Source organism: Alkalibacter saccharofermentans DSM 14828 (assembly GCF_900128885.1).
GTDB lineage: Bacteria > Bacillota > Clostridia > Eubacteriales > Alkalibacteraceae > Alkalibacter > Alkalibacter saccharofermentans.
The window spans coordinates 1-24,971 of sequence record NZ_FQTU01000006.1 but is presented as its reverse complement, the minus strand read 5'-3'; the positions used below and the strand labels follow the sequence as shown (position 1 = coordinate 24,971).

At 42.0% G+C, this 24,971-nt stretch carries 20 protein-coding genes; 19 read left to right on the top strand and 1 reads right to left on the bottom strand.

Going from position 1 to position 24,971, the window contains the following annotated elements; all coding sequences use genetic code 11:
* Positions 1 to 862 precede the first annotated feature (862 nt).
* Both BUB93_RS05330 and BUB93_RS05325 read left to right on the top strand, forming a co-directional pair.
* Complete coding sequence (locus tag BUB93_RS05330; RefSeq protein ID WP_073270056.1) at positions 863 to 1,441, top strand: hypothetical protein; 579 nt, start codon at positions 863 to 865, stop codon at positions 1,439 to 1,441.
* Between the two features lie 146 nt (positions 1,442 to 1,587).
* Complete coding sequence (locus BUB93_RS05325; protein WP_073270055.1) at positions 1,588 to 1,977, top strand: hypothetical protein; 390 nt, start codon at positions 1,588 to 1,590, stop codon at positions 1,975 to 1,977.
* Between the two features lie 468 nt (positions 1,978 to 2,445).
* On the opposite strand, the gene BUB93_RS05320 is transcribed toward BUB93_RS05325, so the two are convergent.
* Positions 2,446 to 3,117 carry a TetR/AcrR family transcriptional regulator gene (locus BUB93_RS05320; RefSeq protein WP_073270054.1) on the bottom strand — a complete coding sequence of 224 codons (672 nt, stop codon included), beginning with the start codon at positions 3,115 to 3,117 and terminating at the stop codon, positions 2,446 to 2,448.
* 194 nt (positions 3,118 to 3,311) lie between these two features.
* Between BUB93_RS05320 and BUB93_RS05315 the strand changes: the two genes are divergently transcribed.
* The 17 genes from BUB93_RS05315 (at position 3,312) to BUB93_RS05235 (ending at position 24,035) form a co-directional block, all read left to right on the top strand.
* On the top strand, positions 3,312 to 4,664 hold the full coding sequence (locus BUB93_RS05315) for a sodium-dependent transporter (RefSeq protein WP_073270053.1): 1,353 nt from the start codon (positions 3,312 to 3,314) through the stop codon (positions 4,662 to 4,664).
* Between the two features lie 235 nt (positions 4,665 to 4,899).
* On the top strand, positions 4,900 to 6,216 hold the full coding sequence (locus tag BUB93_RS05310) for a glutamate-cysteine ligase family protein (RefSeq protein ID WP_073270052.1): 1,317 nt from the start codon (positions 4,900 to 4,902) through the stop codon (positions 6,214 to 6,216).
* Positions 6,217 to 6,317: 101 nt separating this feature from the next.
* Positions 6,318 to 7,424: a BMP family ABC transporter substrate-binding protein gene (locus tag BUB93_RS05305; RefSeq protein WP_073270051.1), complete on the top strand. Its 1,107-nt coding sequence runs from the start codon at positions 6,318 to 6,320 to the stop codon at positions 7,422 to 7,424.
* Positions 7,425 to 7,487: 63 nt separating this feature from the next.
* Positions 7,488 to 9,005 (top strand): ABC transporter ATP-binding protein, encoded by a 1,518-nt coding sequence (locus BUB93_RS05300; RefSeq protein ID WP_073270050.1) that lies wholly within the window; start codon positions 7,488 to 7,490, stop codon positions 9,003 to 9,005.
* Positions 9,005 to 10,069 carry an ABC transporter permease gene (locus BUB93_RS05295; protein ID WP_073270049.1) on the top strand — a complete coding sequence of 355 codons (1,065 nt, stop codon included), beginning with the start codon at positions 9,005 to 9,007 and terminating at the stop codon, positions 10,067 to 10,069. Before BUB93_RS05300 ends, BUB93_RS05295 begins: the two co-directional genes overlap by 1 nt.
* Positions 10,066 to 10,998 carry an ABC transporter permease gene (locus tag BUB93_RS05290; protein WP_073270048.1) on the top strand — a complete coding sequence of 311 codons (933 nt, stop codon included), beginning with the start codon at positions 10,066 to 10,068 and terminating at the stop codon, positions 10,996 to 10,998. Before BUB93_RS05295 ends, BUB93_RS05290 begins: the two co-directional genes overlap by 4 nt.
* 80 nt (positions 10,999 to 11,078) lie before the next feature.
* The gene (aroB, locus tag BUB93_RS05285; RefSeq protein ID WP_073270047.1) at positions 11,079 to 12,143 is read left to right on the top strand and encodes a 3-dehydroquinate synthase; all 1,065 of its coding nucleotides are present in this window, start codon (positions 11,079 to 11,081) and stop codon (positions 12,141 to 12,143) included.
* A 13-nt stretch (positions 12,144 to 12,156) separates the two neighbouring features.
* A complete protein-coding gene (gene aroA, locus BUB93_RS05280; protein ID WP_073270046.1) occupies positions 12,157 to 13,458 on the top strand; it encodes a 3-phosphoshikimate 1-carboxyvinyltransferase in 1,302 nt (433 codons plus the stop codon).
* Positions 13,436 to 14,521 (top strand): chorismate synthase, encoded by a 1,086-nt coding sequence (aroC, locus tag BUB93_RS05275; protein ID WP_073270045.1) that lies wholly within the window; start codon positions 13,436 to 13,438, stop codon positions 14,519 to 14,521. Before aroA ends, aroC begins: the two co-directional genes overlap by 23 nt.
* Positions 14,522 to 14,530: 9 nt before the next feature.
* Positions 14,531 to 14,812, top strand: a complete 282-nt coding sequence (locus tag BUB93_RS05270) for a chorismate mutase (RefSeq protein ID WP_073270044.1) — start codon at positions 14,531 to 14,533, stop codon at positions 14,810 to 14,812.
* Positions 14,809 to 15,000 carry a hypothetical protein gene (locus tag BUB93_RS05265; protein ID WP_073270043.1) on the top strand — a complete coding sequence of 64 codons (192 nt, stop codon included), beginning with the start codon at positions 14,809 to 14,811 and terminating at the stop codon, positions 14,998 to 15,000. Before BUB93_RS05270 ends, BUB93_RS05265 begins: the two co-directional genes overlap by 4 nt.
* Before the next feature lie 73 nt (positions 15,001 to 15,073).
* The gene (locus BUB93_RS05260) at positions 15,074 to 18,505 is read left to right on the top strand and encodes a pyruvate carboxylase (RefSeq protein ID WP_073270042.1); all 3,432 of its coding nucleotides are present in this window, start codon (positions 15,074 to 15,076) and stop codon (positions 18,503 to 18,505) included.
* Between the two features lie 451 nt (positions 18,506 to 18,956).
* Entirely contained in the window at positions 18,957 to 19,157 is a 201-nt protein-coding gene (locus tag BUB93_RS05255; RefSeq protein ID WP_143159065.1) for a hypothetical protein, read from the top strand.
* Between the two features lie 82 nt (positions 19,158 to 19,239).
* Positions 19,240 to 20,097: a diadenylate cyclase CdaA gene (cdaA, locus tag BUB93_RS05250; RefSeq protein ID WP_242945381.1), complete on the top strand. Its 858-nt coding sequence runs from the start codon at positions 19,240 to 19,242 to the stop codon at positions 20,095 to 20,097.
* Positions 20,072 to 21,289 carry a CdaR family protein gene (locus BUB93_RS05245; protein ID WP_073270040.1) on the top strand — a complete coding sequence of 406 codons (1,218 nt, stop codon included), beginning with the start codon at positions 20,072 to 20,074 and terminating at the stop codon, positions 21,287 to 21,289. The genes cdaA and BUB93_RS05245 overlap by 26 nt, the downstream gene beginning before the upstream one ends.
* Positions 21,290 to 21,291: 2 nt before the next feature.
* Positions 21,292 to 22,917 (top strand): NAD(P)/FAD-dependent oxidoreductase, encoded by a 1,626-nt coding sequence (locus BUB93_RS05240; RefSeq protein ID WP_073270039.1) that lies wholly within the window; start codon positions 21,292 to 21,294, stop codon positions 22,915 to 22,917.
* Between the two features lie 56 nt (positions 22,918 to 22,973).
* On the top strand, positions 22,974 to 24,035 hold the full coding sequence (locus BUB93_RS05235; protein ID WP_073270038.1) for a branched-chain amino acid aminotransferase: 1,062 nt from the start codon (positions 22,974 to 22,976) through the stop codon (positions 24,033 to 24,035).
* Positions 24,036 to 24,971 lie beyond the last annotated feature (936 nt).

Below are 24,971 nucleotides of genomic sequence, written 5' to 3'. Positions count from 1 at the left end.
CACTATAGGGATGCGTAATGCATCCCCCTTTTTTGCGCGAAAAGCTGAGAAACAGCAAAAAAACAGAGGTATCGAGCATAAAGCTTGCTTTAAATGCTGGATACCTCTGTTTTTTTATTGGGCGAAGCCCGCGAGCTCGGAGTCCGAAGGAGTCCGAGATGCTGTAGTAGGTGCCTTTGGCACCGTCTAAGCCGCTTAAGCGGCTGTGGGTGAGTCGGTACTCGGTGAGTCGGGAACTAAAGGTTAAACAATCGTGAGGCAATCGGGAAATGGTTGTTGAACGGTCGTATCAGTCGCAAAGCGGCTGTGGGTGAGGCGGTACTCGGTGAGTCGGGAACTAAAGGTTAAACAATCGTGAGGCAATCGGGAAATGGTTGTTGAACGGTCGTATCAGTCGCAAAGCGGCTGTGGGTGAGGCGGTACTCGGTGAGTCGGGAACTAAAGGTTAAACAATCGTGAGGCAATCGGGAAATGGTTGTTGAACGGTCGTATCAGTCGCAAAGCGGCTGTGGGTGAGGCGGTACTCGGTGAGTCGGGAACTAAAGGTTAAACAATCGTGAGGCAATCGGGAAACGGTTGTCAAGCAATCGTATTGGTCGCTTTCCACTTTCCACTTTTCCCGCGACCAAAGGGAGCATCCCACGTGAGCGAAGCGAACATTTAACCATTGTCCCACCATGGTTAAATGCCAATCTGCATTTGTTACTTTTTTTAGAAAAAAATGAATAATAAATTTATAAAGATAAATATTGCATTGAAATTAAGATGTATAAATGGTATGTTATATATTGAGTAACATCCAGTTGGCATATAAATTGAAAAAATTTATGTGTATAATAAAAAGACGAGGAGATATGCAGAAATGAATAAAAAACGAATTATAAGTTTGGTTTTATTGCTTAGTATTGCGATATTGCCGATGACAAACGCATCGGCTCAAGAGTATGAAGTTGGCGAAAAAATTGAATTTGGAAAATATACCGGTGTTGTTATTGATGAAAAAGATGTTCCTGAAGGAATAAAACCACTGAAAATTTTAGATATGAAAGAAATAGAAGATTTATTGGCAAAAACTGAAACTGAAATTGCTTCAACTGAAGAGAGCATTTTTGTAGATTCAGATATGTCGACTAGAGCAACAGGAAGTCAGACCAAAAGAATGTCTTTAATATCTGGACTATACGTAAAAGCATATTATACATATGCAGTAAACCCTACAAGATTTGGATCTTGTACAAATGTTGTGTCATATATAAGTGGACGACCTTTTGCGGATTGGACTCAAACGTCTTATAATGGAATCGTAATTGATAGTGGGCGGACTTTAGCAGTTAATTTTAGTGGATTTCAGGATTTATACCTTTTGACGCCTTTGGGTTTAGTGAAAATTAACACTATTCATGCTGACTTATATACTGAGTTTTATTACACTGGAATATGAACATATCGAAAATAAATCCTTATATTATATATAAAGTGCATATTATTTATTTGATGACTGTAGATGTTTTAGGCATCCGTGATTCAACTTTTCACTTGAATTAATTTCAACTAAGTTATTGGTGCATTTATATAGGGGGTAAAAGAATGAAGAGGCATATTGGTATAACTATCATCGGTTATTTTTATATATTTGGAGCTATAGTATTGCTCTTGACTTTGGGGATTGAACAAAATGTTCCTATTAATATTCGGGTTGGTTTAGAATTTTTACCTGAATTAGGTGTTAGAATATTTATTTCAATATTATTTATAATTATGTCTATTGGATTTATTAATTTAAAAAAATGGGCATATTGGTCAATGGTTTTGTGCTCGCTATATATGTTGGTTATGAGCTTAAGCTTAGCGTTTAATTATCAAAATCAGTTGTTTTTAGGTAATGCAATATTTTCGGCGAGTGTTTTAATATATACAATCTTCAATCAACATCATTTTAATTATACTCATACTATGAGCAAAAAAAATTCTAACTGACAATAAAGTTTTTAACAAATTAAAACTCAAGAGAATTCCGGCAGGTATGCTAATTTAGAAAGAGTTCAGTGTCCAGAGGAGTTCTCTTTTCCTTGCCAAACGATTGTTGAACGGTCGTATCAGTCGCAAAGCGACTGTGGGTGAGGCGGTACTCGGTGAGTCGGGAACTAAAGGTTAAACAATCGTGAGGCAATCGGGAAACGGTTGTTGAACGGTCGTATCAGTCGCAAAGCGGCTGTGGGTGAGGCGGTACTCGGTGAGTCGGGAACTAAAGGTTAAACAATCGTGAGGCAATCGGGAAACGGTTGTCAAGCAATCGTATTGGTCGCTTTCTACTTTCCAACTGACCAACTAACCAACTTTCCAACTGACCAACTTTCCAACTGACCAACTTCCTGCTTTCCACTTTAAACTTAAATCTTATAACTTGAATGGCATGGAAACCGGACTCTACTCTTTTACTTGCGACTATTTCCTGTCCAAGCTTATTACAAAATAATCTTTTAAAGTGACCTTCATGTCTTTATAGATCTCGTATGTGCGCTTTAGTATATCATCTATTTTCTCGTTGCCTATTCCCATTGAATTATACATGGTCCTTATCCTGAAATCAAAAAGCTCTTCCTTTGGGATTTGAAGGTAACCTTCGATATGTTTTTTTGCGATGCCTATTCCTATTGATATATTGGCTACCCAAATCAGTCGAATCTGGTCTTCGGTAATGGGCAGTTTATACTTGTCTACGTGCAGCCTGAAAAAATACTTAAATACCTTCATATCGTATTCAACACCCTCAAGACACATCTCGTAGTAAAAGCGATTCATGTTTTCATCGTTTTCAGCCAAGTCGGTAAATATGAGTATCTCAAGACATGTGCCTACCTGAAGGTCGTATTCCCCGTAATTTTTTATCATGTAGTTTTCCACTGCTGTCTTTATATCTACGTAAAAGTTTCCATAAATGATCTCAGAAATTTTTTTCTTGGTCTTAAAATAGTAATTTATAAGGCCAGGATTGCTATCTGCCTTTTCACATATGTCTTTGTAGGTCGTATTTTTGTAACCGTTAAGATAAAACAGTTCTTTGCAAGTCTCGATTATCTTATTTCTGGACTTTTCACCAGTTTTATAAACAGCCATAACATCACCCTGCCCTGTGTTTGATTAATTAATAATTATACAGTATTAAAGCTTTAAATACAATGCCGGCATGGTTTTTCTGTAAAATGCAGCAAAAAGCGCACAATCAGCTTCACCTAAGAAAAAAGCATGTTTGACAGGAATGGGATCAATGTTATAATGTTTTTTGGCGATTTATGAAAGGAGAAGAAACAATGGATCAAAGAAGTGAATTTTCAAGCAAAATCGGATTCATCCTGGCAGCTGCAGGATCTGCCGTAGGGCTTGGAAACATATGGAGGTTTCCGTATTTGGCGGCAAAATACGGAGGAGGGCTTTTTGTACTTATATATATTTTCTTTATAACGACTTTCGGTTATGCTATCATGACATCTGAAATAGCTATCGGAAGGAAGACCAGGTTAAGTCCTATAGGGGCGTATGAAAGCTTGGATAAAAAGTATAAATTTTTAGGAGTCATAGCTGTTTTGGTAGCTGCCCTCATAGTTCCTTATTACAGCGTAATAGGAGGCTGGATAATAAAATATCTTGTGGTATTCTTGACGGGTGGATACATGATAGCTTCACAGGATGGTTTTTTCATCGACTTTATCACAAGTCCCCTGGAACCGGTTCTTTGGCAGGCGGCTTTTGTGTTTATAGCGGCGGCTGTAGTTCTTAAGGGCATAAAGGACGGGATAGAAAAAGCCAACAGGATTTTGATGCCTGTACTTATAATTTTGTCTTTGGGAATCGGAGTGTATGCCATGACCCTGCCGGGTGCGGTGGAAGGGCTAAAATATTACATGATTCCTGATTTTTCACGATTTTCAGTGGAAGGAGTTCTTGCTGCCTTGGGGCAGATGTTTTATTCCCTATCGCTGGCCATGGGAATAATGATTACTTACGGATCCTATTTGAATAAAGGCGATGACATAAAAAAATCGGTAAAGCAGATCGAGATCTTCGACTCGGGTGTTGCGATCCTCGCAGGATTTATGATAGTCCCCGCGGTATTTGCATTTTCCGGGGGAAGCGAAGAGGCTCTAAGCGCTGGACCGGGGCTGATGTTCATTACGCTTCCAAAGGTCTTTGAGAGCATGGCGTTCAGTTCATTGATAGGCAGCACTTTTTTCTTGATGGTTTTGTTCGCTGCCATTACCAGCGGCATATCTTTAATGGAGGTAGTTGTTTCCACGATTTGTGATAAATATGAAATATCCAGAAACAAGTCCGTACTTCTCACTACCCTGTTCGTAATAGTAATGGGCATACCTTCTTCTCTTGGAAACGGGATATGGAGCGGCTTTACGTTGCTGGACTTGCCTATTTTAGATTTTTTTGATTTTGTCACAAATGCAGTACTCATGCCTATCGGAGCTCTTCTGATGTGCCTTTTCATTGGATATAGGTTGAAAGCGGATGTTATCTTAAATGAGATGCAGCTTGAATCGGATATGAAAAGCAGGAGGTTCTACACATTCATGATAAAATACGTGGCTCCTGTATTCATAGTAGCAGTTCTGTTAAGCTCAGTATTGTCTACATTCGGTGTTATAACAATTTAATGATTTATAAAAAGCAAGCACTCGAGCTTGCTTTTTATAAATTTAAAATAAACTATTCTGTTCAATAGATGGTATTTATTAAGCTGATGAAGAGTGAAAACCAAATGTCATTGATGAATTGTCGGCAACTATGTACTATTTGCAAAAAAATAATAAAAAATATCTATTGCTGCAAAAGCATCTCTGCTTAATGATAAAAAATTGTGGTATTATTGTATCAGAAGGGAGGCAGGACATGAATTATTATGACAAAAACAAAGCGGCATTAAAAAGATACCTGAAAAGTGGTGAAAAATTCACGGATGAAAAGTACCTGGGCTTGGAATTCGAACATATAATTACCGAAAAAGATTCCTTGAGAAGCATCTCTTATTACGAGAAGGACGGAATCGAAGAAATATTAAAGGATCTTGAAAATTCAGGATGGGAGACTGCAGGGGAAAATGGCAGAGTTCTGTCTGCAAAAAAAGGCAAGGATACCATAACTTTGGAGCCGGGAGGCCAGTTTGAGCTTAGCACCGATAAGGCTGCCAATTTGGTAGATATCGAGACGAGCTATTCTGACTTCATTAAAGACATTTTGCCCATCCTTGAAAAAAGAGACCGGAAGATGCTAGCCATTGGATACCACCCGGTAAGCAGGATAGAAGAAATTGACTACATACCTAAGGAGCGGTATGGCTATATGTCCGATTATCTTTCGAAAAAAGACATATGCGGAATAAATATGATGAAGGGAACCGCGTCCATACAAGCTACCATAGATTATTTTGACGAAGATGATTTCATCAAAAAATTCAGGGTCGCCAACTACCTTACTGTTCTTTTTTCGGTCCTCTTTGACAATTCTCCAATATTTGAAGGGGATTTATGGAGAGGCAACTTGGCAAGAGTCCACATTTGGAATCATGTTGATACCGATCGAAGCAGGATCATGCCCGGGTCATTGGACGAACGCTTCGGGTATGAGGATTATGCAGTATATCTCCTTGAGAGACCTCTTGTCATAAGCCTTTTGGATGGGGAGATGATATATACTAAGGACAAACCTATGAAAGAGGTTTATCGGGATAAGGAAATGGACCAAAGGGAAGTGGAGCATGCGCTTTCGATGTTCTTTCCGGATGTTCGAGTTAAGAAATACATAGAGTTGAGAATGTGCGACAGCGTTCCCTATCCTTTTAACCTTTCTGTGGGAGCGTTGGTAAAGGGAATATTTTATGCTAAGGATAACCTGGATTTTTATTTTGAGAAATCTATGGAAGCTACAAATGAGTCAGTTCAAAACATTAAGGACACTATCATCCGAAATGAAAAAATACCCAATGAGGTACTGGAGGATATTAAGATTCTCTTAGAAAAAGCTGAAAGAGGCTTGGCAGAAGATGAAAAAAAATATATTAAGCCTTTAATGAGGCTTTTTGAAGAAAGCGTCAATCTGGCTAGGCTGATAAAATCTGAATATAAATCCAAGGGAAAAGAGGCTTTTGATAGGTTGAAAATGATTGATATTGCACAAAAAAACTCATATAATATAAATGACGAAAATTAATGCCTGAAAATTAAAAAATGTACGTCCAGATAATTTTCCACATTAAAAGCAGATGGACGGTTTTTGTATTTATCGGGCAAAAAAATGTTAGGGGGAAAGAAATGAAAAAGTTTAGTATTCTCTTTTTGGTTTTGATCATGGTTTCATCACTGGTCCTTGGATGTTCTTCAGAAGGCGGTTCAGGTGGCGGCGATGAAGAGCAGGTCGTAGCAGGCTTTATTTATGTAGGCCCCACCAACGATGGCGGGTATACTACGGCTCACGACAACGGAAGACTTTATATGGAAGAGCAGCTAGGGGACAGAGTCAGAAGCATCTACAGGGAAAATGTTCCTGAAGATAGGGGCGAAGTAGTAAGGGTCATCAGAGAAATGGTGGACCAGGGAGCAAATATTATATTTGCAACCAGCTCTGGACATATGGACGGATTAATAGAAGCGGCAGCAGAATTCCCGGAGGTTAAGTTTGCCCATTGCAGTGGCTATCAAACTGCAGAAAATGCAACGAACTACTTTGGAAGAATGTACCAGGCTAGATACCTTTCGGGTATAGTCGCTGGCATGAAGACTGAAAGCAATAAAATCGCATATGTCGCGGCATTTCCAATTCCTGAAGTAATCAGGGGCATCAACGCATTTACTTTGGGAGCCAAGTCTGTAAATCCCGACGTTGAAGTACATGTAAGATGGACGAATACATGGTATGATCCGGCAAGCGAAAAGGCTGCTGCGGAAGCTCTTCTTGATGAAGGCTGCGATGTAACGGCTCAGCACCAGGATTCTACCGCTACGATGGTAGCAGCTGAAGAGGCAGGGGCTTTTTCAATTGGTTACAATGTAAGTTCTAAAGATGCTGTTCCTCAAGCATACATGACAGCGCCACTTTGGAACTGGGGAGAGTATTACTTGACTGCTGTTCAGCAGGTCATAGACGGAACTTGGACCAATGCTCCATACTGGGGCGGCATGGACGAGGGAGTCATTTTGTTGGACGAATTGACGGAGCTTGCGCCACAGGAAGCTGCAGAAATAGTGGCTGAAATGGAAGCAAAAATAAAATCAGGTGAATTTGACGTTTTTGACGGACCTGTTTACAATCAAGCGGGAGAAGAGGTCGTAAAAGAAGGCGATTCGATGACTGACGGTGAGATGCTTGGATTTGACTGGTTTGTGCAAGGTGTTGTGGGTAACATACCGGCAGGAAATTAAAGACTAAGAAATCACAAAGGGGCAAGGTCAAACTTGTCCCTTTGTTTAACAAAGGTGGTATAAATGAGCGAGATATTGGTAGGGATGAAAGAAATATCAAAAACGTTTGGCAAGGTCAAGGCTCTTGACGGCGTGGGTCTGACCTTGAGAAGAGGAGAAGTCCACTCTCTTTTAGGAGAAAACGGAGCGGGGAAAAGCTCTCTGATGAACATATTGGCTGGAATCTATACTCCCGATGAAGGGAAAATATCCATCAAAGACAAGGATGTTTCGTTAAACTCCCCCAAAGATGCTATAAATCTAGGGGTAGGAATGATACATCAGCATTTTAAGCTGGTTGAAGTAATGACAGCAAAGGAAAATATAATTGCGGGCTACGAAAAGAGCTTTTTTGTAAAAGGTGCAGAGCTTAGCAAAAAAATAAGGGACATATCCGTAAAATACGGACTGGAGATAGATCCGGATAAAAAAATATACGACATGTCAGTAGCGGAGAAACAAAGAGTTGAAATACTCAAGGTGCTCTACAGAGGAGCGGATGTTTTGATTTTGGATGAACCTACAGCTGTGCTTACTCCCCAAGAGACGGAAAAGCTGTTTGATATTATCAGAAACATGACAAAGCTGGGCTGCGCTGTGGTTATAATAACACATAAGCTTAATGAAGTCATGGAGATCAGCGATGTCATAACAGTTCTTCGAAAAGGACGGAATATAGGGACTGTTGACAAGGATAAGACGAATACCATGGAATTGACAAAAATGATGGTAGGCAAAGCTGTGGATTTATCAATAGAGAGACCCCCTAGAGGAACTCAAAGAGAAGTTTTGAAGGTAGTGAACTTGACAGCGCTGAAAAGCGACAAGACGGAGGCTTTGAAAAATTTGAATTTCAGTATGTTCACAGGGGAGATATTGGGTGTCGCAGGAATCGCCGGAAGCGGACAGAAAGAACTTTGCGAAACACTTGCAGGACTTTACCCTGTAACTAATGGAGATATCATATACGAAGGGGAAAGTCTTCTTGGGAAGAACCCCAGAGAAATAATAAGAATGGGCATAAGCATGAGCTTTGTTCCTGAAGACCGGTTGGGCATGGGTTTGGTGGCATCCATGAACATAGTGGACAACATCCTTCTTAAAGAATATCAAAAACAGGAAGGTCTCATTATTACCAGGAAGCCTTCCAAAGAAAAGGCACAAAAGATAGTGGAGAAGCTCAATATATCCACCCCGAGCACAGATGCGCACCCTGTACGACTGTTGTCAGGGGGAAATATCCAAAAGGTTTTATTGGGACGTGAGATAGAATCCAATCCACACGTGATCATCACTGCATATCCGACGAGAGGGCTTGATATAGGCTCTTCCTATTTGATATATGATCTTCTAAATAAACAGAAAATGAAGGATACGGCGGTATTGTACGTAGGAGAGGACCTAGATGTGCTATTAGAGCTTTGCGACAGGATTTTGGTAATGTGCAACGGAGAAATCACCGGGATAGTGGATGCAAAAGAAGCAGACAGGGAAAAAATAGGCTTGATGATGTCCGGCGCTCATAAAGAGGAGGTGATCTGATGAGGATAGCAAAAAGAAGCGAATTGAACAAGAATCAGATCGCCTTGGTGAGGCTTGGCGCTGTTTTCGGAGCCTTGGTGTTCGGAGGACTGTTTTTGGTGGTTTTAGGAGAGAATCCTTTAAGGATATATGTATCCATGGTACAAGGAGGCTTGGGGTCGTTTTTTAGATTTAGAGAAACAGTAAATATAGCTATTCCGCTGCTGATAACTTCTCTGGGAGTAATGATAGCATTTAAAATGCGATTTTGGAATATTGGGGCCGAAGGCCAAATATTCATGGGAGGATTTGCAGCGGCATATCTGGCGCTAAATTTTTCCCACCTTCCTAAGCCTGTTTTATTGACATTGATGGCTGGGGCGGCGATGGCCATGGGAGGCGTCTGGTTGATTGTCCCTGCATGGTTCAAGGCTAAATTTGGGACGAATGAAACATTGTTTACGCTGATGCTCAACTATATAGCGTTGAGGTGGGTAACCTACCTCCAATATAGCCTGTGGAAGGATCCTAGTGCCATGGGATTTCCCAAGATAGCAAGCTTTGAACAAAGCGCTCTGCTGCCTAAAATCTTTGACATACATGTGGGCTGGATAGTCGCTTTGATACTCATATATTTGATTCATATGTACCTTAACCATACGAAAACCGGATACGAAATTGCGGTAATCGGCGAGAGTGAAGATACGGCTAGGTATGCGGGCATAGATATAAAGAGGGTCATCTTGAAAACCATGTTTTTGAGCGGTGCCGTATCTGGGCTTGTTGGCATGATACAGGCATCCGGAATAAGCGGAACCTTATCAGTAGATCTAACCGGAGGGGTTGGCTTTACGGCTATAATAACGGCATGGCTGTCGGGACTAAATCCTATCATGGTGGGGGTAGTGTCATTTCTCTTTGCCATGCTCCGTCAGGGGGGGTCGTTCATACAGACTGCGTATCAAATACCAGCATCTGCAGCAGAGATACTGCAGGCGCTGATTTTGTTCTTTGTTTTGGCAAGCGAGTTTTTTCTAAGATATAAAGTTGTTTGGGTTAAAAAGGCGGGAGGAGATTTGAAATGAATGTGATATCTTTTTTAAGTGCCGTTGTTCAGGCAGGAACCCCGCTTTTATTTGCCACTGTAGGTGAGATATTCAGTCAAAAGGTAGGCAATTTGAATCTAGGGCTCGAAGGCATGATGCTGATGGGAGCGGTGACGGGGTTTGCCGTAGGATATGGGACGGCCAATCCGTTTTTAGCATTGATGGGAGCTGCTCTTGCAGGCATGGTGGGAGCCTTGGTGTACGCATTCATAACTGTCACATTAAAGGGAAATCAAGAGGTAACCGGACTGACTCTTACTATATTTGGCACAGGATATGCCAGCTTTGTAGGGAGCAGCTATGTCGGTTACAAATTGCCGGAAAGCGTGACCAGTGTATTTGCAAAAGTTTCATTTCCGATTTTAAGTGAGATACCGGTATTGGGAGAGATCTTCTTCAAGCAGAGCCCATTGGTGTACTTGTCTTATCTAAGCGTTCTTATTTTGGGCATTTTGTTATATAAGACAAAATACGGGCTTAACCTTAAAATGGTAGGGGAGAATCCAGCGGCAGCTGATGCCAGCGGCATAGGGGTTAGCAGATACAAGTATTTCTACATCACTTTGGGAGGAGCCATGTCGGGAATCGGCGGAGCATTTTTATCCCTGGCCTACATACCTGTATGGCAGGAAAACATCACTGCAGGAAAGGGCTGGATCGCCGTGGCGTTGGTCATATTTGCTGTGTGGAACCCTTACCGCGCGGTTGCAGGGGCTTACTTTTTCGGAGGTCTTGATATAATTGGATTTAGGCTTCAGAAGTTTGCCTTGCCAGTTCCGATCTATATAATAAACATGCTGCCATACGTTGCGACGATACTGGTTCTTGTGCTCATGTCCATGAAGAAAAGCAAGGAAAACAAGGCGCCTTCATCGATAGGTCGAGCATATTTTAGAGAAGAAAGATAAAAATGCGAGCTTGAGATTTTACCTTAAGCTTATACATGTGATATAATATTTATTAAAACATTTGTCAGGAGGAGTCGTGTATGGAAGGTATTAAAGTCGAACTGCACAGGGATTATCGCTATACGATTGATGTGGAAAATGGAGTTTTAGAGGAGCTGGAGAGATATAATGATACATTTTTCAGGTACGAAAAAGCAGTGATAATTACCGATGCCAATGTAGCTCCCCTGTATTTGAAACATATAAGCAAGCAGATATCCCAGGCAGGATGCAAAGTACATGAACTGGTCATTGCCCCGGGTGAACATAGCAAGAGCTTAGCTAAGGCAGAAGAGATATACCATCACTTTTCCGAGTACAATATGACCCGATCTGACTTGGTGGTGGCTTTGGGAGGAGGCGTCGTAGGGGATTTGGCCGGATTTTGCGCATCTACATATTTAAGAGGCATAGATTTCATTCAAGTGCCTACAACGCTGTTGGCTCAAGTGGACAGCAGCGTAGGCGGTAAAGTGGGAGTAAATCTCAGCAAGGGAAAGAACCTCGTAGGAAGCTTCTATCAGCCGCAAGCGGTCATCGTAGACCCAAATGTAATCAAGACGCTCCCAAAGAGGAACTTCAGCGAGGGCATGGCAGAGGTGATCAAATACGGATGTATTTACGACAAGGATCTTTTCAACCGGCTGTATTACGATCGGGGAAATGAGATAAAAAATGGTCTTGCTGAAATAATACATAGATGCTGTGCTATCAAAAAAGAAGTAACGGAAGAAGACGAGCGTGAAGGTGGTCTGAGAAAGATACTTAATTTTGGACATACCATTGGACATGTCTTGGAGGCGTACTTCAACTACCAAAAATTCTCCCATGGAGAAGCTGTTGCCATCGGCATGTATCATATCACCGTTAAAAGTGAGAAGAAAGGCATAACAAAAAAAGGCACTGCCGACAAGATAAAAAGCATCTTGGAGAAAAACGACCTGCCTTATACTATGCCGTATCTTGAGCAGGACAAGGTCGAGGAGATACTCTTCAGGGATAAAAAGTTCAGTGGAGACAAAATAACCCTAGTTCTGTTAAAGGAAATAGGAGAAGCCGTGTTGGTAAAAATGGATAGAAACCAGCTTATCGAGTTTATCATATAAAGGAGAATACCATATGAAGATTGTTGAAATAACACCATCTACCTTAAGAGGTACCGTAAACATACCACCTTCGAAGAGCATGAGCCATAGAAGCATTTTCTGTGCAGCTCTGAGCGGGGGGATAAGCAACATTAAAAATGTTTTGTTGTCAGAGGATATTAAAGCTACGTGCGAAGCTATGGAATCTTTGGGTGCAAAGATTAAATACAAGGCAGTGGATGAAAAAAAAGAGATCTATAATTTGAGGATTCAAGGTGCGGGCAGGATGAAACTGAAAAACGACAAAATAGACTGCGGCGAATCCGGATCTACGATCAGGTTCATAATCCCTTTGCTGGCGTTACTGGATGAAACAGTAACGGTGACTGGAAGAGGAAGACTCATAAGCAGGCCTCTAGATGCATATTACGACATTTTCGACCAAAAGAAGGTTTACTACACCAATAAGTACGGGGAACTGCCGCTTACGATCAAAGGATCTCTAAGTTCTGGAGAGTACAGCATGGATGGGGATGTGAGCTCTCAGTTCATTACAGGACTGCTATTTGCCCTTCCGCTTTTAAAGGGAGATTCCAAGCTTGTGATAACTACTGAACTTGAGTCCAAGCCGTATGTGGACATGACAATAGAGATGCTAAACCGATTTGGGATCGATATAATAAACAAGGATTACAGGGAATTTATCATCAAGGGTTCCCAGGAATATACAAGCGCCGACTACAGCGTTGAGGGAGATTTTTCTCAAGCCGCATTTTGGCTTACGGCTGGAATCCTCGGGGGAGAGATTTATAGCAACGATTTGAAGTTCAGCTCTTTGCAGGGTGACAAGGTAATAGTAGACATAATAAAAAAAATGGGCGGTAACATCGAGAAGCTGATCCTGGGCTATAAGACATCTAGAAGCGACACAAACGGCACTACAGTGGATGCTTCCCAATGCCCCGACTTGGTTCCCATTGTAAGCGTGCTGGCAGCTTTAAGCAGCGGGATGACAGAGGTTGTAAACGCCAAGAGACTCAGGATCAAGGAATCGGACAGGTTGGACGCGATAACCCAGGTGCTTTCTACTTTAGGAGCGGATATAGCCCAATATACAGATGGTCTTGTCATAAAGGGAAGAGGCAAGCTCAAGGGCGGAGAGGTGGACAGTTTCAATGATCACAGGATAGCGATGGCTGCTGCTGTAGCTTCGATAAAATGCGAAGAAAAAGTAGTCATCAGAAATGCGCAAAGCGTCAACAAATCTTATCCGAAATTCTGGGAGGATTTCGTCAGCTTGGGAGGGGTAATAAATGAGCTCGAACTGGGGGAATAAAGTCAAGTTTTCCCTGTTTGGTGAATCTCACGGAGCAGCCATAGGGGGCGTTATAGACGGATTGCCACCAGGGATAGAGTTGGACATTGACTTTATCAAAAAAGAAATGGACAGAAGAAAGCCGGGAGCGGATCCATATAGTACAAAACGAAAGGAAGACGATTCCTTTGAAATACTAAGCGGATTTTTCAACGGCTATACCACCGGAACTCCTTTGGCGTTTATAATAAGGAATCAGGACAACAGATCCAAAGACTATTCCAAGCTTAAGGATATAATGCGTCCGGGACACGCGGACCACACAGGAAGCATAAGATATAAGGGTTTTAACGACTACAGGGGAGGCGGGCACTTTTCCGGAAGAATTACTGCTCCGTTGGTATTCTACGGAGCAGTTGCAAAGCAGATGCTCTACGACAATTACGACATAAGAATCTTGTCGAGGATCAAGAGGATTTCGGATGTAGAGGATAGAGAGCTGGATCATATCAATGCTGACGCAGATGATCTTTCAGGAGTCCTATCCAACAAGAAGATACCGGTATTGGATGCAGATAAGGGCAGGAAGATGGAAGAGGCGATAGAAAACGCCAAGAACTGCTTGGATTCGGTGGGAGGAATAATTGAATGCATGGCATTTAACGTGCCGGCAGGGCACGGAATGCCCTTTTTCGAATCTTTAGAAAGCAAGATTGCCCATCTCGTGTTTTCTGTTCCTGCAACAAAGGGGCTTGAGTTCGGCAAAGGATTTGAGATCTCTAAAATGAAGGGATCAAAGGCCAATGACAGCTTTTATTATGATGAAGACAACCGCATCAAAGCCAGAAGCAACAACAACGGTGGAATCCTTGGAGGAATCACCAACGGCCTGCCGGTAGTTTTTTCCACGGCCATAAAGCCCACTGCCTCTATTTCGACAGAGCAGAATACCATCGATATAAAAAATAAGCAAAACGCAAAGCTTGCGGTTACGGGAAGGCACGATCCGTGCATAGTTCCTAGAGCACTTCCGGTCATTGAAAGCTGCATGTCCATAGCGCTTTTGGAATTATTGCTAGTGTAGGAGGAGAAAATGTATAGCATCGAAGAATTGAGAAATAAAATAGATATAATCGACGACAAGATTTTGGATCTTTTTTTGGAAAGAATGGTGGTTGCAAGATCTATAGCCACCTATAAGATCGAAAACGATATGAAGATATTTGACGAAAACAGGGAGAAAGAAGTCCTTGAAAAGAACCTTGAAAAGATAAGGCTTGAAGAGTATAAAAAGTACACAGAAAAGTTCTTGAATAATCTTATGGATATAAGCAAAGATCTTCAAAAGGATATAATAGACGGAGTGATGAAATGAATTACCTGCCGATCACTGGAATAATCTTTATATTTGGATTTGTATTTGTCAAGAAACTCTCGCATATGATCTATTACAGCAACAGGTATACCAATGCTCTAGATCAAAAGTTTAATTACGATGAGGTGGTAGAAGACAAGGAAATAAAGATGGAGACAGATGAGAAAGCAGATGACGAGGAAAAGTAAAATCTAAGATTGAACTTTTTTTAAGACATAAATTCTGTTAGAATGATAAAAATACCTTAAAGGAGGGTGAATCATGAATAAGTTTAAAAAAGTGCTGATAGCCAACAGAGGCGAAATAGCAATCAGAATAATACGTGCATGCCAGGAACTTGGAATATCCACCGTTGCAATATACGCTGAAGAAGATAAACTGTCTTTGTTCAGAAGGAAAGCCGATGAAGCATATTTGATCGAAGATCACAGGGGGCCGGTAGATGCTTATCTTAATATGGATAAGATAATCAACCTTGCAAAGAAGAAGAACGTAGATGCTATACACCCGGGTTACGGATTTCTGTCTGAGAACCCTGAATTTGCCAGAAAGTGCGAGTCCGAGGGCATAGTATTTATCGGGCCAAACCATATAATGATGAAACAGCTAGGAGACAAGATACAGTCTAAGATCCAGGCGAATAAAGTGGGAGTTCCCACTATCCCCGGCGTTGAGAAGCCTATAGAGAATGACGAAGAGGCTGTGGAATTCGCTAGAATCGCCGGTTATCCCATCATGCTCAAGGCAGCTGCAGGTGGTGGAGGCCGCGGTATGAGGATCGTAAAAGATGAAAAGAATCTACTGAGGGAATTTCACTCTGCCAGAAGCGAAGCTTACAAAGCTTTCGGCAGTGGAGAGATATTCATTGAAAAGTATATCGAAAATCCAAGACATATAGAAGTTCAAATTCTGGGAGACAACTATGGCGACATAGTCCATTTGTTCGAAAGGGATTGTTCCATACAAAGAAGACATCAAAAGATAATCGAATTCACTCCCTCTCAAAATATTACCGACGAACAAAGACAAAAAATTTGCGAGGATGCAATAAAGCTGGCTAAATCAGTCAATTACAGAAATGCGGGAACGGTAGAGTTCTTAGTGGACAACAGCGGAGAACATTACTTCATTGAAATGAACCCGAGAATTCAGGTGGAGCATACTGTTACGGAACTGGTGACGGGAATCGATATCGTGCAGATGCAGATATTGATAGCACAAGGACATTCTTTGATATCAGAGGCTGTCAATATTCCGGATCAGAACAGCATAACCATGCGGGGATCTGCCATTCAGTGCAGAATAACAACTGAGGACCCTCAGAACAACTTCATGCCAGATACGGGAAAGCTGGAAGTTTACAGAACTGGTTCCGGAAACGGAGTAAGGCTCGATGCGGGGAACGGTTTTACGGGAGCGATAATTTCTCCGTATTACGACAGCCTGCTTGTTAAGACTACGACCTATGGCAGAAATTTTGAAGATGCAAGAAGAAAGGCTGTCAGGGCGGTAAAAGAGCATGAAATCGAGGGAGTCAAGACGAACATGGACTTTATAATAAACGTCCTCGAGCACCAGGATTTCATCGAGGGAAAGTGCGATACCAAGTTTATTGACACTCATCCTGAGCTTTTCAAGCTTGAAAACACTTCTTCCCATGACGAAGTGAGGCTGCTTAAATTCCTCGGAGAAAAAATCGTCAACGAGACTTTCGGCAACAAAAGAGATTTCGACAAACCGATAATTCCAAGTTATGATCCAAGCGAAAAACTTTACGGCACTAAGCAGATACTGGATGAAAAAGGGCCTGAAGGATTGGTAGAGTGGATCAACAAGCAAGAGAAGCTTCTTATAACCGACACAACCATGCGTGATGCACATCAGTCGCTTCTTGCCACCAGGGTAAGAAGCAGGGACATGATAAAAATTGCCAAGGCTACGAGCCATTTGGCAAAGGACCTTTTCTCACTGGAGATGTGGGGTGGAGCTACCTTTGATGTCAGTTACAGATTCCTGAAGGAATCACCGTGGAAGAGGCTGACGGAGCTGAGGGAGAGAATTCCAAACGTGCTTTTCCAAATGCTTCTTAGAGGGTCTAATGCCGTCGGATACAAGAATTATCCCGACAACTTGATCAGAGAATTTGTTAAGGAAGCTGCCCAAAGCGGCATAGATGTATTTAGGATTTTTGATTCCCTTAACTGGCTTGAAGCTATGGAAGTATCCGTAGACGAAGTCCTCAAGCAGGGCAAAGTAGCGGAAGTGAGCATTTGCTATACAGGAGATATACTTGATAAGTCCAGAAAGAAGTACGATCTTGAGTATTACGTGCGAAAGGCGAAAGAAGCAGAGGCCATGGGGGCACATATTCTTGGAATTAAAGACATGGCTGCCCTATTAAAGCCCGCTGCCGCATATGAACTTGTGAGCACTTTGAAGAAGGAGATAAAGATACCGATTCATCTGCATACTCATGATACGTCAGGCAACGGCGTAGCTACGCTTCTCATGGCTTCCATGGCAGGCGTTGACATAGTTGACACGGCGATAAACGGAATGAGCGGTCTTACCAGCCATCCGGCCCTTAACTCCATCGTAGCGGCTGTTGAGAACACAAAACGCCATACAGGAATGAGCCTGGATGATCTTCAGCAGATAAGCGACTACTGGACGACGGTAAGGGATGTTTATTACGAGTTCGAGTCTGGGCTGAAATCAGGTACTACGGAGATATACAAGTACGAAATTCCGGGAGGCCAGTACTCCAACATAAAAGCTCAGGTTGAAAGCTTTGGCCTTGGGCATAAGTTCAAGGAAGTCAAGGAAAAATACATAGAGGCAAACGAGCTTTTCGGAGATATAGTAAAAGTTACTCCTTCTTCCAAGGTCGTTGGGGATATGGCTATATTCATGGTCCAAAACGAATTGGACAAGGGAAATATTTATGAAAAGGGAAAATCTATGTCTTATCCGGATTCTGTAGTGGATTTCTTTAGAGGAATGATTGGACAGCCTGAAGGCGGGTTTAACGAAAGATTGCAAAAAATCGTCCTCAAGGGTGAAACTCCTATCGATGTAAGGCCTGGCACGCTACTTTCTGATATCGACTTTGAGGAAATCAAAAAAGAATACAAGGAAAGCTTCAATATCGAGATAGACAAAAAAGATCAGCTAGCAGCGGCTTTATATCCAAAAGTCTTCAGAGAGTATGTAGAGTATATGTGCGTGAACGACGAGTACATGAGGATGGAAAGCGACGTATTTTTCCATGCGTTAAAGGTTGGAGAAGTATCGCAAATTGAAATGGCCTCAGGCAAGAGCTTCGTTGTAAAGCTTGTCGAACTGGGCAAGACTGATGAAAACGGAATGAGGACGGTTGTTTTTGAGGTGGATGGTTTTAGAAGAGAGATCCAGATTGAAGACAGAAAGTCATTCATCGCTCAGACGAGGGATTCTCACAAGCAAGTTGACAAGAACGATCCCTACCAGGTAGGTTCAAGCATACCTGGAACGGTAGTCAACGTTCTTGTAAAAGAAGGCGATGAAGTAAAAGAGAACCAGCCGCTTCTAATAATAGAAGCCATGAAGATGGAAACGGAGATAGTAAGCAATACCGACGGCGTGGTGGAAAAAATCTATGCAACCAAAGGCCAGTCGGTAAAATCCGGCGAGCTTGTAATTCAGCTTGCCTAGGTCACTTAAATAAAAAACGCACTTTAAGCCTGTTTTGGCAAACGGGCTTAAAGGTGCGTTTTTGTTTACAAAGGGTCACAAAATTATTTTGGCATCATGAGGTTTTGGTATTTATAAATGTGAACTTATGCTGATAAAATATATGTAAAAGAATCGAATATACCTGTAAAGAAACTGTAAAAGATTAGTGAAAATATGCTATAGTATCAGTAGGGGGAAAATTCCTGAAAGATCATCTGATGCGGAGGAGTAATATGGAAATCCATGTAGAGAGAAAACCTATTTTAAACTTATTCAAGCATAGACGATGACAGGCTACTGCCAGAGTGCGGGCCAATAGTTTGTTTCGCATTGAATTCAGTCAAATTACAGAGAAAAACGGAAGCGTATTTTTTTCAATAGCGAGGTGCTGGTAATTGAGATTCTCGAAAATGTAGGGATAGATCAACAAATGTTGGACATCTGTGTTTCGCTGAAAGAGAAAGGGTATAAAATAGCCATAGGCCACTGGGAAGCTTTAATAGGTCAACAGGCGATATTAGAGTCAAGGGGCAATAAAATAGCAGATGGTTATGTGGGTGGAGGCTATCAAGTGGGCTCATCAAGTCGCGGTTATAGATTAAAAAGTAAACAAAAGGTAAAAAAATCATAACAAAATATTTTTATTAAACTTTAGACAAGTTTCATGATGTATAATATGCGAGATATATTAGCAAGTAAGGATGTGGAGCAAATTGACCCAGATACAGGATTTTCTGATGGATCTGTCGGTATTGATAAAGCCGGCTAACGTCATCGACATTTTAATAGTTGCATTTGTAGTCTATAAGATAATAGGCTGGATAAGCGACACTCAGGCAGAACAAGTAGCTAAGGGCGTCGTGATATTGCTTCTTTCTACTCAATTGAGCGAGTGGTTTGGTTTGCATACGGTAAATTTCTTGCTCAGAAACTTGATGACTGTAGGTTTTATAGCACTTATAATTGTTTTTCAGCCTGAACTCAGAAGGGCGCTGGAACACATAGGAAGGACAAGCTTCTTTAAGACGAAGTGGATGGAAAATGTAACTGAGACGAAAAAGACCATCGACGAGATAGTGGAAGCTTTAAAGATGATGTCTGATGAGAAGACGGGAGCTTTGATAGTTCTTGAAAAAGATACCGGCCTGGAAGATATAATATCTACAGGAACAAAGCTGGATGCGGCCATAAGCAGTGAGATTCTAATGAATATATTTACGCCGAACACACCTCTTCACGATGGGGCAGTGGTCATAAGAATCGCAGAAAACAAGCTGAAGGCGGCGTCTTGCCTCCTGCCCTTGACGGAAAACAAGAACGTAAGCAAAACATTGGGGACTAGGCACAGGGCTGCAATGGGAATGTCGGAAAATTCTGATGCGATCATTCTCATAGTTTCAGAGGAATCCGGTGTCATTTCATATGCCAATACAGGAAAGCTCTACAGATATCTGGATGCAAAATCTCTTAAAGAATTTTTAATTGAAGAGTTCATATCGAAGGAAGAAAAGACCATCAAGATTAAATTCTGGGGGACGCAAAACGATGAAAAAACAAAACAAGACGAGTAGCAGGGCAAATGTAAAAATAGTTATCTCCCTTATAATAGCCATAGTGCTTTGGATATACGTAATAGGAGATCAGGACCCTAGGCTTAACCAAAGATACAACAACATTCCGGTGGAAATAAAGAACGAAAATCTACTTAATGAAAGAGATTTGCTATTGATTAGCGAGACTGAATTTTCTGTTGACATAACTGTTAATGGCAGAACCAGTGCCTTGTACAACCTTCCTTGGAGGAATATCAGGGCTAGCGTAGATTTTGTGGACATTGAAGATAAAGGCAGCTATTCTCTCGCAGTTGAAATTGTTGGAATCCCGGAGGATATAGATCTTATAAGCGTCAGTCCTGCTCAGGTAGAAATTGAAGTGGACAGGCTCTCCAGTCAGACAAGGCAGATCGACATCGAATTCGTAGGCAGCCTGCCGGAAGGAATAAGCCTTTTGGATTACTCTATAAATCCCCAAAATGCATTGGTGGAAGGAGGAGAAGAGCTCCTGGGAAGGATAAGGTCCGTAGGTGCAGCTCTTGACATAACAGGAGAGACAGATGAAGCCACAAAGCGAGTAGAGCTTAAAGCATTTGATGCAGACGGAAATGAAATTTCCGGGGTCAATATAAGTCCCAGAGAAGCCAGTGTTTTGATTAAAATAGGGAAAAACTCAACTGCGAACATTGTGGTCCAGACTACAGGTGAGCCTGCAGAAGGGTTTTCAATCAAAGAAATAACTGTTGACCCGGCGAACATTGAGATTGGCTCCGACTCGGATTTGGAAATTACAGAAATTAAAACAGAGCCCATAAAGATAGACGGACTGGATACAGATGCACAAATCAGAGCAGAACTGATTTTTCCTCAAGGCGTGGAGCCTTCAACGGACATATCTGAGGTGACTGTGAACATAGTGGTTGAAAGAATAGTAGAAGCTGAATTTGAAGTAGGGTCAATAGATATAGATAATCTAGGAGAAGGACTGGTAGTCAAGGATGAGTATCTTGATGAGATGGTAGCAGTAGTGGTATCCGGTGCCCAGAGCGTTCTTGAAAATTTAGCGGGTCGGAATTTGAGAATATTTGCAGATTTAAGGGGATATCAGCCGGGTCAATGGACAGTAGACCTTAAGATGGAGCCGATCGAGAAAGTAGCTCTTGTCAGCATACAGCCAGGCTCCATCGATTTAATAGTAGAAGAGGAATGAAAATGACCTATAATTACATCGTTAAAAACGTAAAAATAAATCTTGAGGAACATCCCAAAGATCTCGGAGATTTTTTGCCCAGTCTCTTGAGGATAAAGCCGAAGCAGATCAAGGGGTGGAAAATTAAATCCAAATCTATAGATGCCAGAAAAAAAGACAAGGAGGGAATATACATAGTATATTCTTTTATCATTGAGGCGACAAATAGGATAGAGATCGACAAAAGGGCAAAACACACTTTGGAAAAGTGGGCTGTAGAAATTGCAAACAACGGGTCTTGCAATACCATGAAAAAGCCGGAAAATCCTCCTATAGTGATCGGCTTTGGACCTGCCGGGATTTTTGCGGCATTGAAGCTTGCGCAAGCAGGATTAGAGCCAAGAGTATTTGAACGAGGAGAAAGACTTGAGGATCGGGTGGGAGATGTAAAGGAGTTTTGGGAAAAGGGACTGCTTAACGGAGAAAGCAACGTCCAATTTGGAGAAGGGGGAGCCGGTACCTTTTCCGATGGCAAGTTAACCACTAGGACAAACAGCCCCATAAATGATGAAATATTAAGATGCTTCGTTAAATTCGGAGCGCCTGAGGAGATATTGTATTTAAATAAGCCCCATATAGGTACTGACAAGCTGAGAAAAGTAATCGTTGGAATAAGGAAGCATATAGAGTCACTGGGTGGAAAAATCATGTTCAATTCCAAAGTTACAGATATTATCGTAGTGGATGGCAAGGCAATTGGAGTGGAAGTGAACGAGGAGGAAAAGTATCAAAGCAATGATATAATAGCTGCTACAGGACACAGTGCTGGGGATATTTACAAGATGTTTATAGATAAAGGTATGTTCGTAGAACCTAAAGGCTTCGCAATAGGTCTTAGAATCGAGCATTTGCGGGAAATGATAGATAAAACCCAGTACGGCAAGTACCGGAATAATCCTATCCTTGGAGCCGCTTCCTACCAGCTGGCCTATAGAGACATTTCCGGTAGGGGCGTGTATTCCTTTTGCATGTGCCCCGGAGGAGAAGTCGTAGGAGCTTCCAGCGAGGTTGAAAGCATCGTTGTAAATGGGATGAGCTATCACGAGCGAAAGGGGAAAAACTCCAACAGCGCCATAGTAGTGACGATAAATCCTGATGATTATGGAAACACCCCTGAGAAAGCATTGGAATTTGCCGCGCATTGGGAAAAGAGGGCTTATGTCGTCGGGGGCGGTTGTTACAAGGCTCCGATACAGACTGTAGGCGATTTCCTGCAAAGGAAAAAAAGTGTTTCATTAGGAGAGGTGGAGCCCACGTATCGTCCAGGGACTACTTTTTCAGATTTAGAGGAATGTCTGCCCGGATACGTAACTGACCCTATAAGGAATGCTTTGACGGATTTTAATAAAAAGATAGAAGGGTTCTCCCGTTGGGACAGCGTGCTTACAGGGGTGGAGACCAGGACTTCAGCTCCGGTGAGAGTCACCAGGAACAACCAAAGCAGAGAGTCGATAAATATTTCAAATCTATATCCTACAGGCGAAGGTGCCGGATATGCCGGTGGGATAATAAGCGCCGCGGTTGATGGAATAAAGACTGCGGATGCAATAATCGAAAATTACAAGATAAAGCAAAAGATATTTCCTTGAAACAGAAAATCTCATAGTATATAATGGAAAGAATAAATCAAAAGGCGGGATGTTATATGGATATAAAAATAGTCAAAAATTCAAACCCCAAGGTTAAGCCTGATCAAAATAACTTGGGGTTTGGAAATTACTTTACAGACCACATGTTTATCATGGATTATACAAAGGGCATTGGATGGCATGATCCCAGAGTGGCACCTTACGGACCGTTGGAGCTTGATCCATCTGCAATGGTTTTCCATTATGCCCAGGAAACTTTTGAAGGACTCAAGGCATATAAAGCTGTAGATGGAAGCATCCAACTGTTTAGGGTAAGGGATAATCTTAAAAGACTCAATATATCAAACGATAGAGTGTGCATACCTCAAATAGATGAGAAGATGATGTTCGAAGCAATCAAGACGCTAATAGAAGTCGACAAAGATTGGATACCATCTGCGCCAGGAACATCTCTCTACGTTAGGCCATTTGTAATCGCAACGGATCCTTATCTTGGGGTAAGGCCAGCCGGTACATATAAGTTCATGGTCATACTTTCCCCTGTGGGGGCCTATTATAAAGAAGGGCTCAACCCCACCAAGATTTATGTGGAAGACAAATACGTAAGAGCGGTGCCGGGAGGAATAGGATTTGCAAAAACCGGAGGAAATTATGCAGCGAGCCTTAAAGCTCAAGTAGAGGCTAACGAAAAAGGATATTCTCAAGTATTGTGGCTTGACGGCAAGGAGAGAAAGTATATCGAAGAAGTTGGAACCAGCAACGCTTTTTTCAAAATAGAAGGAAAAGTATATACAGCTCCTTTGGAAGGAAGCATACTATCCGGCATAACAAGAGATTCCGCCATTAGACTGATGAAAGACTGGGGCTATGAAGTGATAGAGCAGAGGATGACCATTCAGGAACTCAAAGATCTTTACGAAGAGGGCAAACTAGAAGAGGCTTTTGCTACGGGAACAGCGGCAGTCATCTCGCCGATAGGCACTTTGGGATGGAACGGAGAAGACATGGTCATAAATGAAAGCAGGATTGGAGCGCTGTCACAAAAGCTCTATGATGCTATAACATCTATACAGTATGGGAAAGATGAAGACAAATTTGATTGGGTTACAAAAATTTAACTATATGCGCATTTAATCGTAGGCTAAGGTTGACGATCAAATGCGTTTTTTCTATGGAGACAAACTAGTATGTCATAATAAGCAATTTAAAGGCAATATAACATACTATATATTCTGATAGAAATATATTTCATCTTAAATGTTTAAATTAATGTCCCATACTGTATAGACAATTGCTCACTTTATGTGTTAAAATATTAATAATTCATAGACAAGTGAAGTTAGCCCTTCATCGTTAGTTATAACAGTTGTCTGTGGAGCTATTTCCCCATAGCCCTTTATATAAAGGGCTATTTTTCGTATTAAGCTGAGAAACAGCATAAACAGACTATCCAAGAGCATAAAGCTTGCTATTAATGCTCATGGATAGTCTGTTTATATTGGGCGAAGCCCGCGAGCTCGGACGCCAAAGGAGTCCGAGATGCTGTATTAGGTGCCTTTGGCACCGTCTAAGCCGCTGAAGCGGCTGTTTTTGTTGTACGGCTGCGCCGTACGGGAAACGGTTGTCAAGCAGTCGTATTAGTCCCTTTGCTCCTGTGGGAAGCAGGGCTCAGCCCTAAGGGAAATGACGGTTCAGTGAGCCGGTATTCGGTGAGTCTGCTTTTACTCATATCTTATAACTTGATAAGCCCGATAACTTGATAAGCCCGCGAGCTCGGACAGCGAAGCTGTACGAGATGCTGTATTAGGTGCCTTTGGCACCGTCTAAGCCGCTGAAGCGGCTGTTTTTGTTGTACGGCTGCGCCGTACGGGAAACGGTCGTTTAGTCGCTGAGGCGACTGTTTATCGTCCGGCTCTGCCGCACGGGAAATGACTGCTGCGCAGTCGGGAAATGAGACTCCGTCTCGTAAAAACTGTCTCTAAAAGCAAGATTTCAATACGCGCGTTGCGCTTTTCTCGCGAGTAAAACGAGCTTTTCCCGCGACCAAAGGGAGC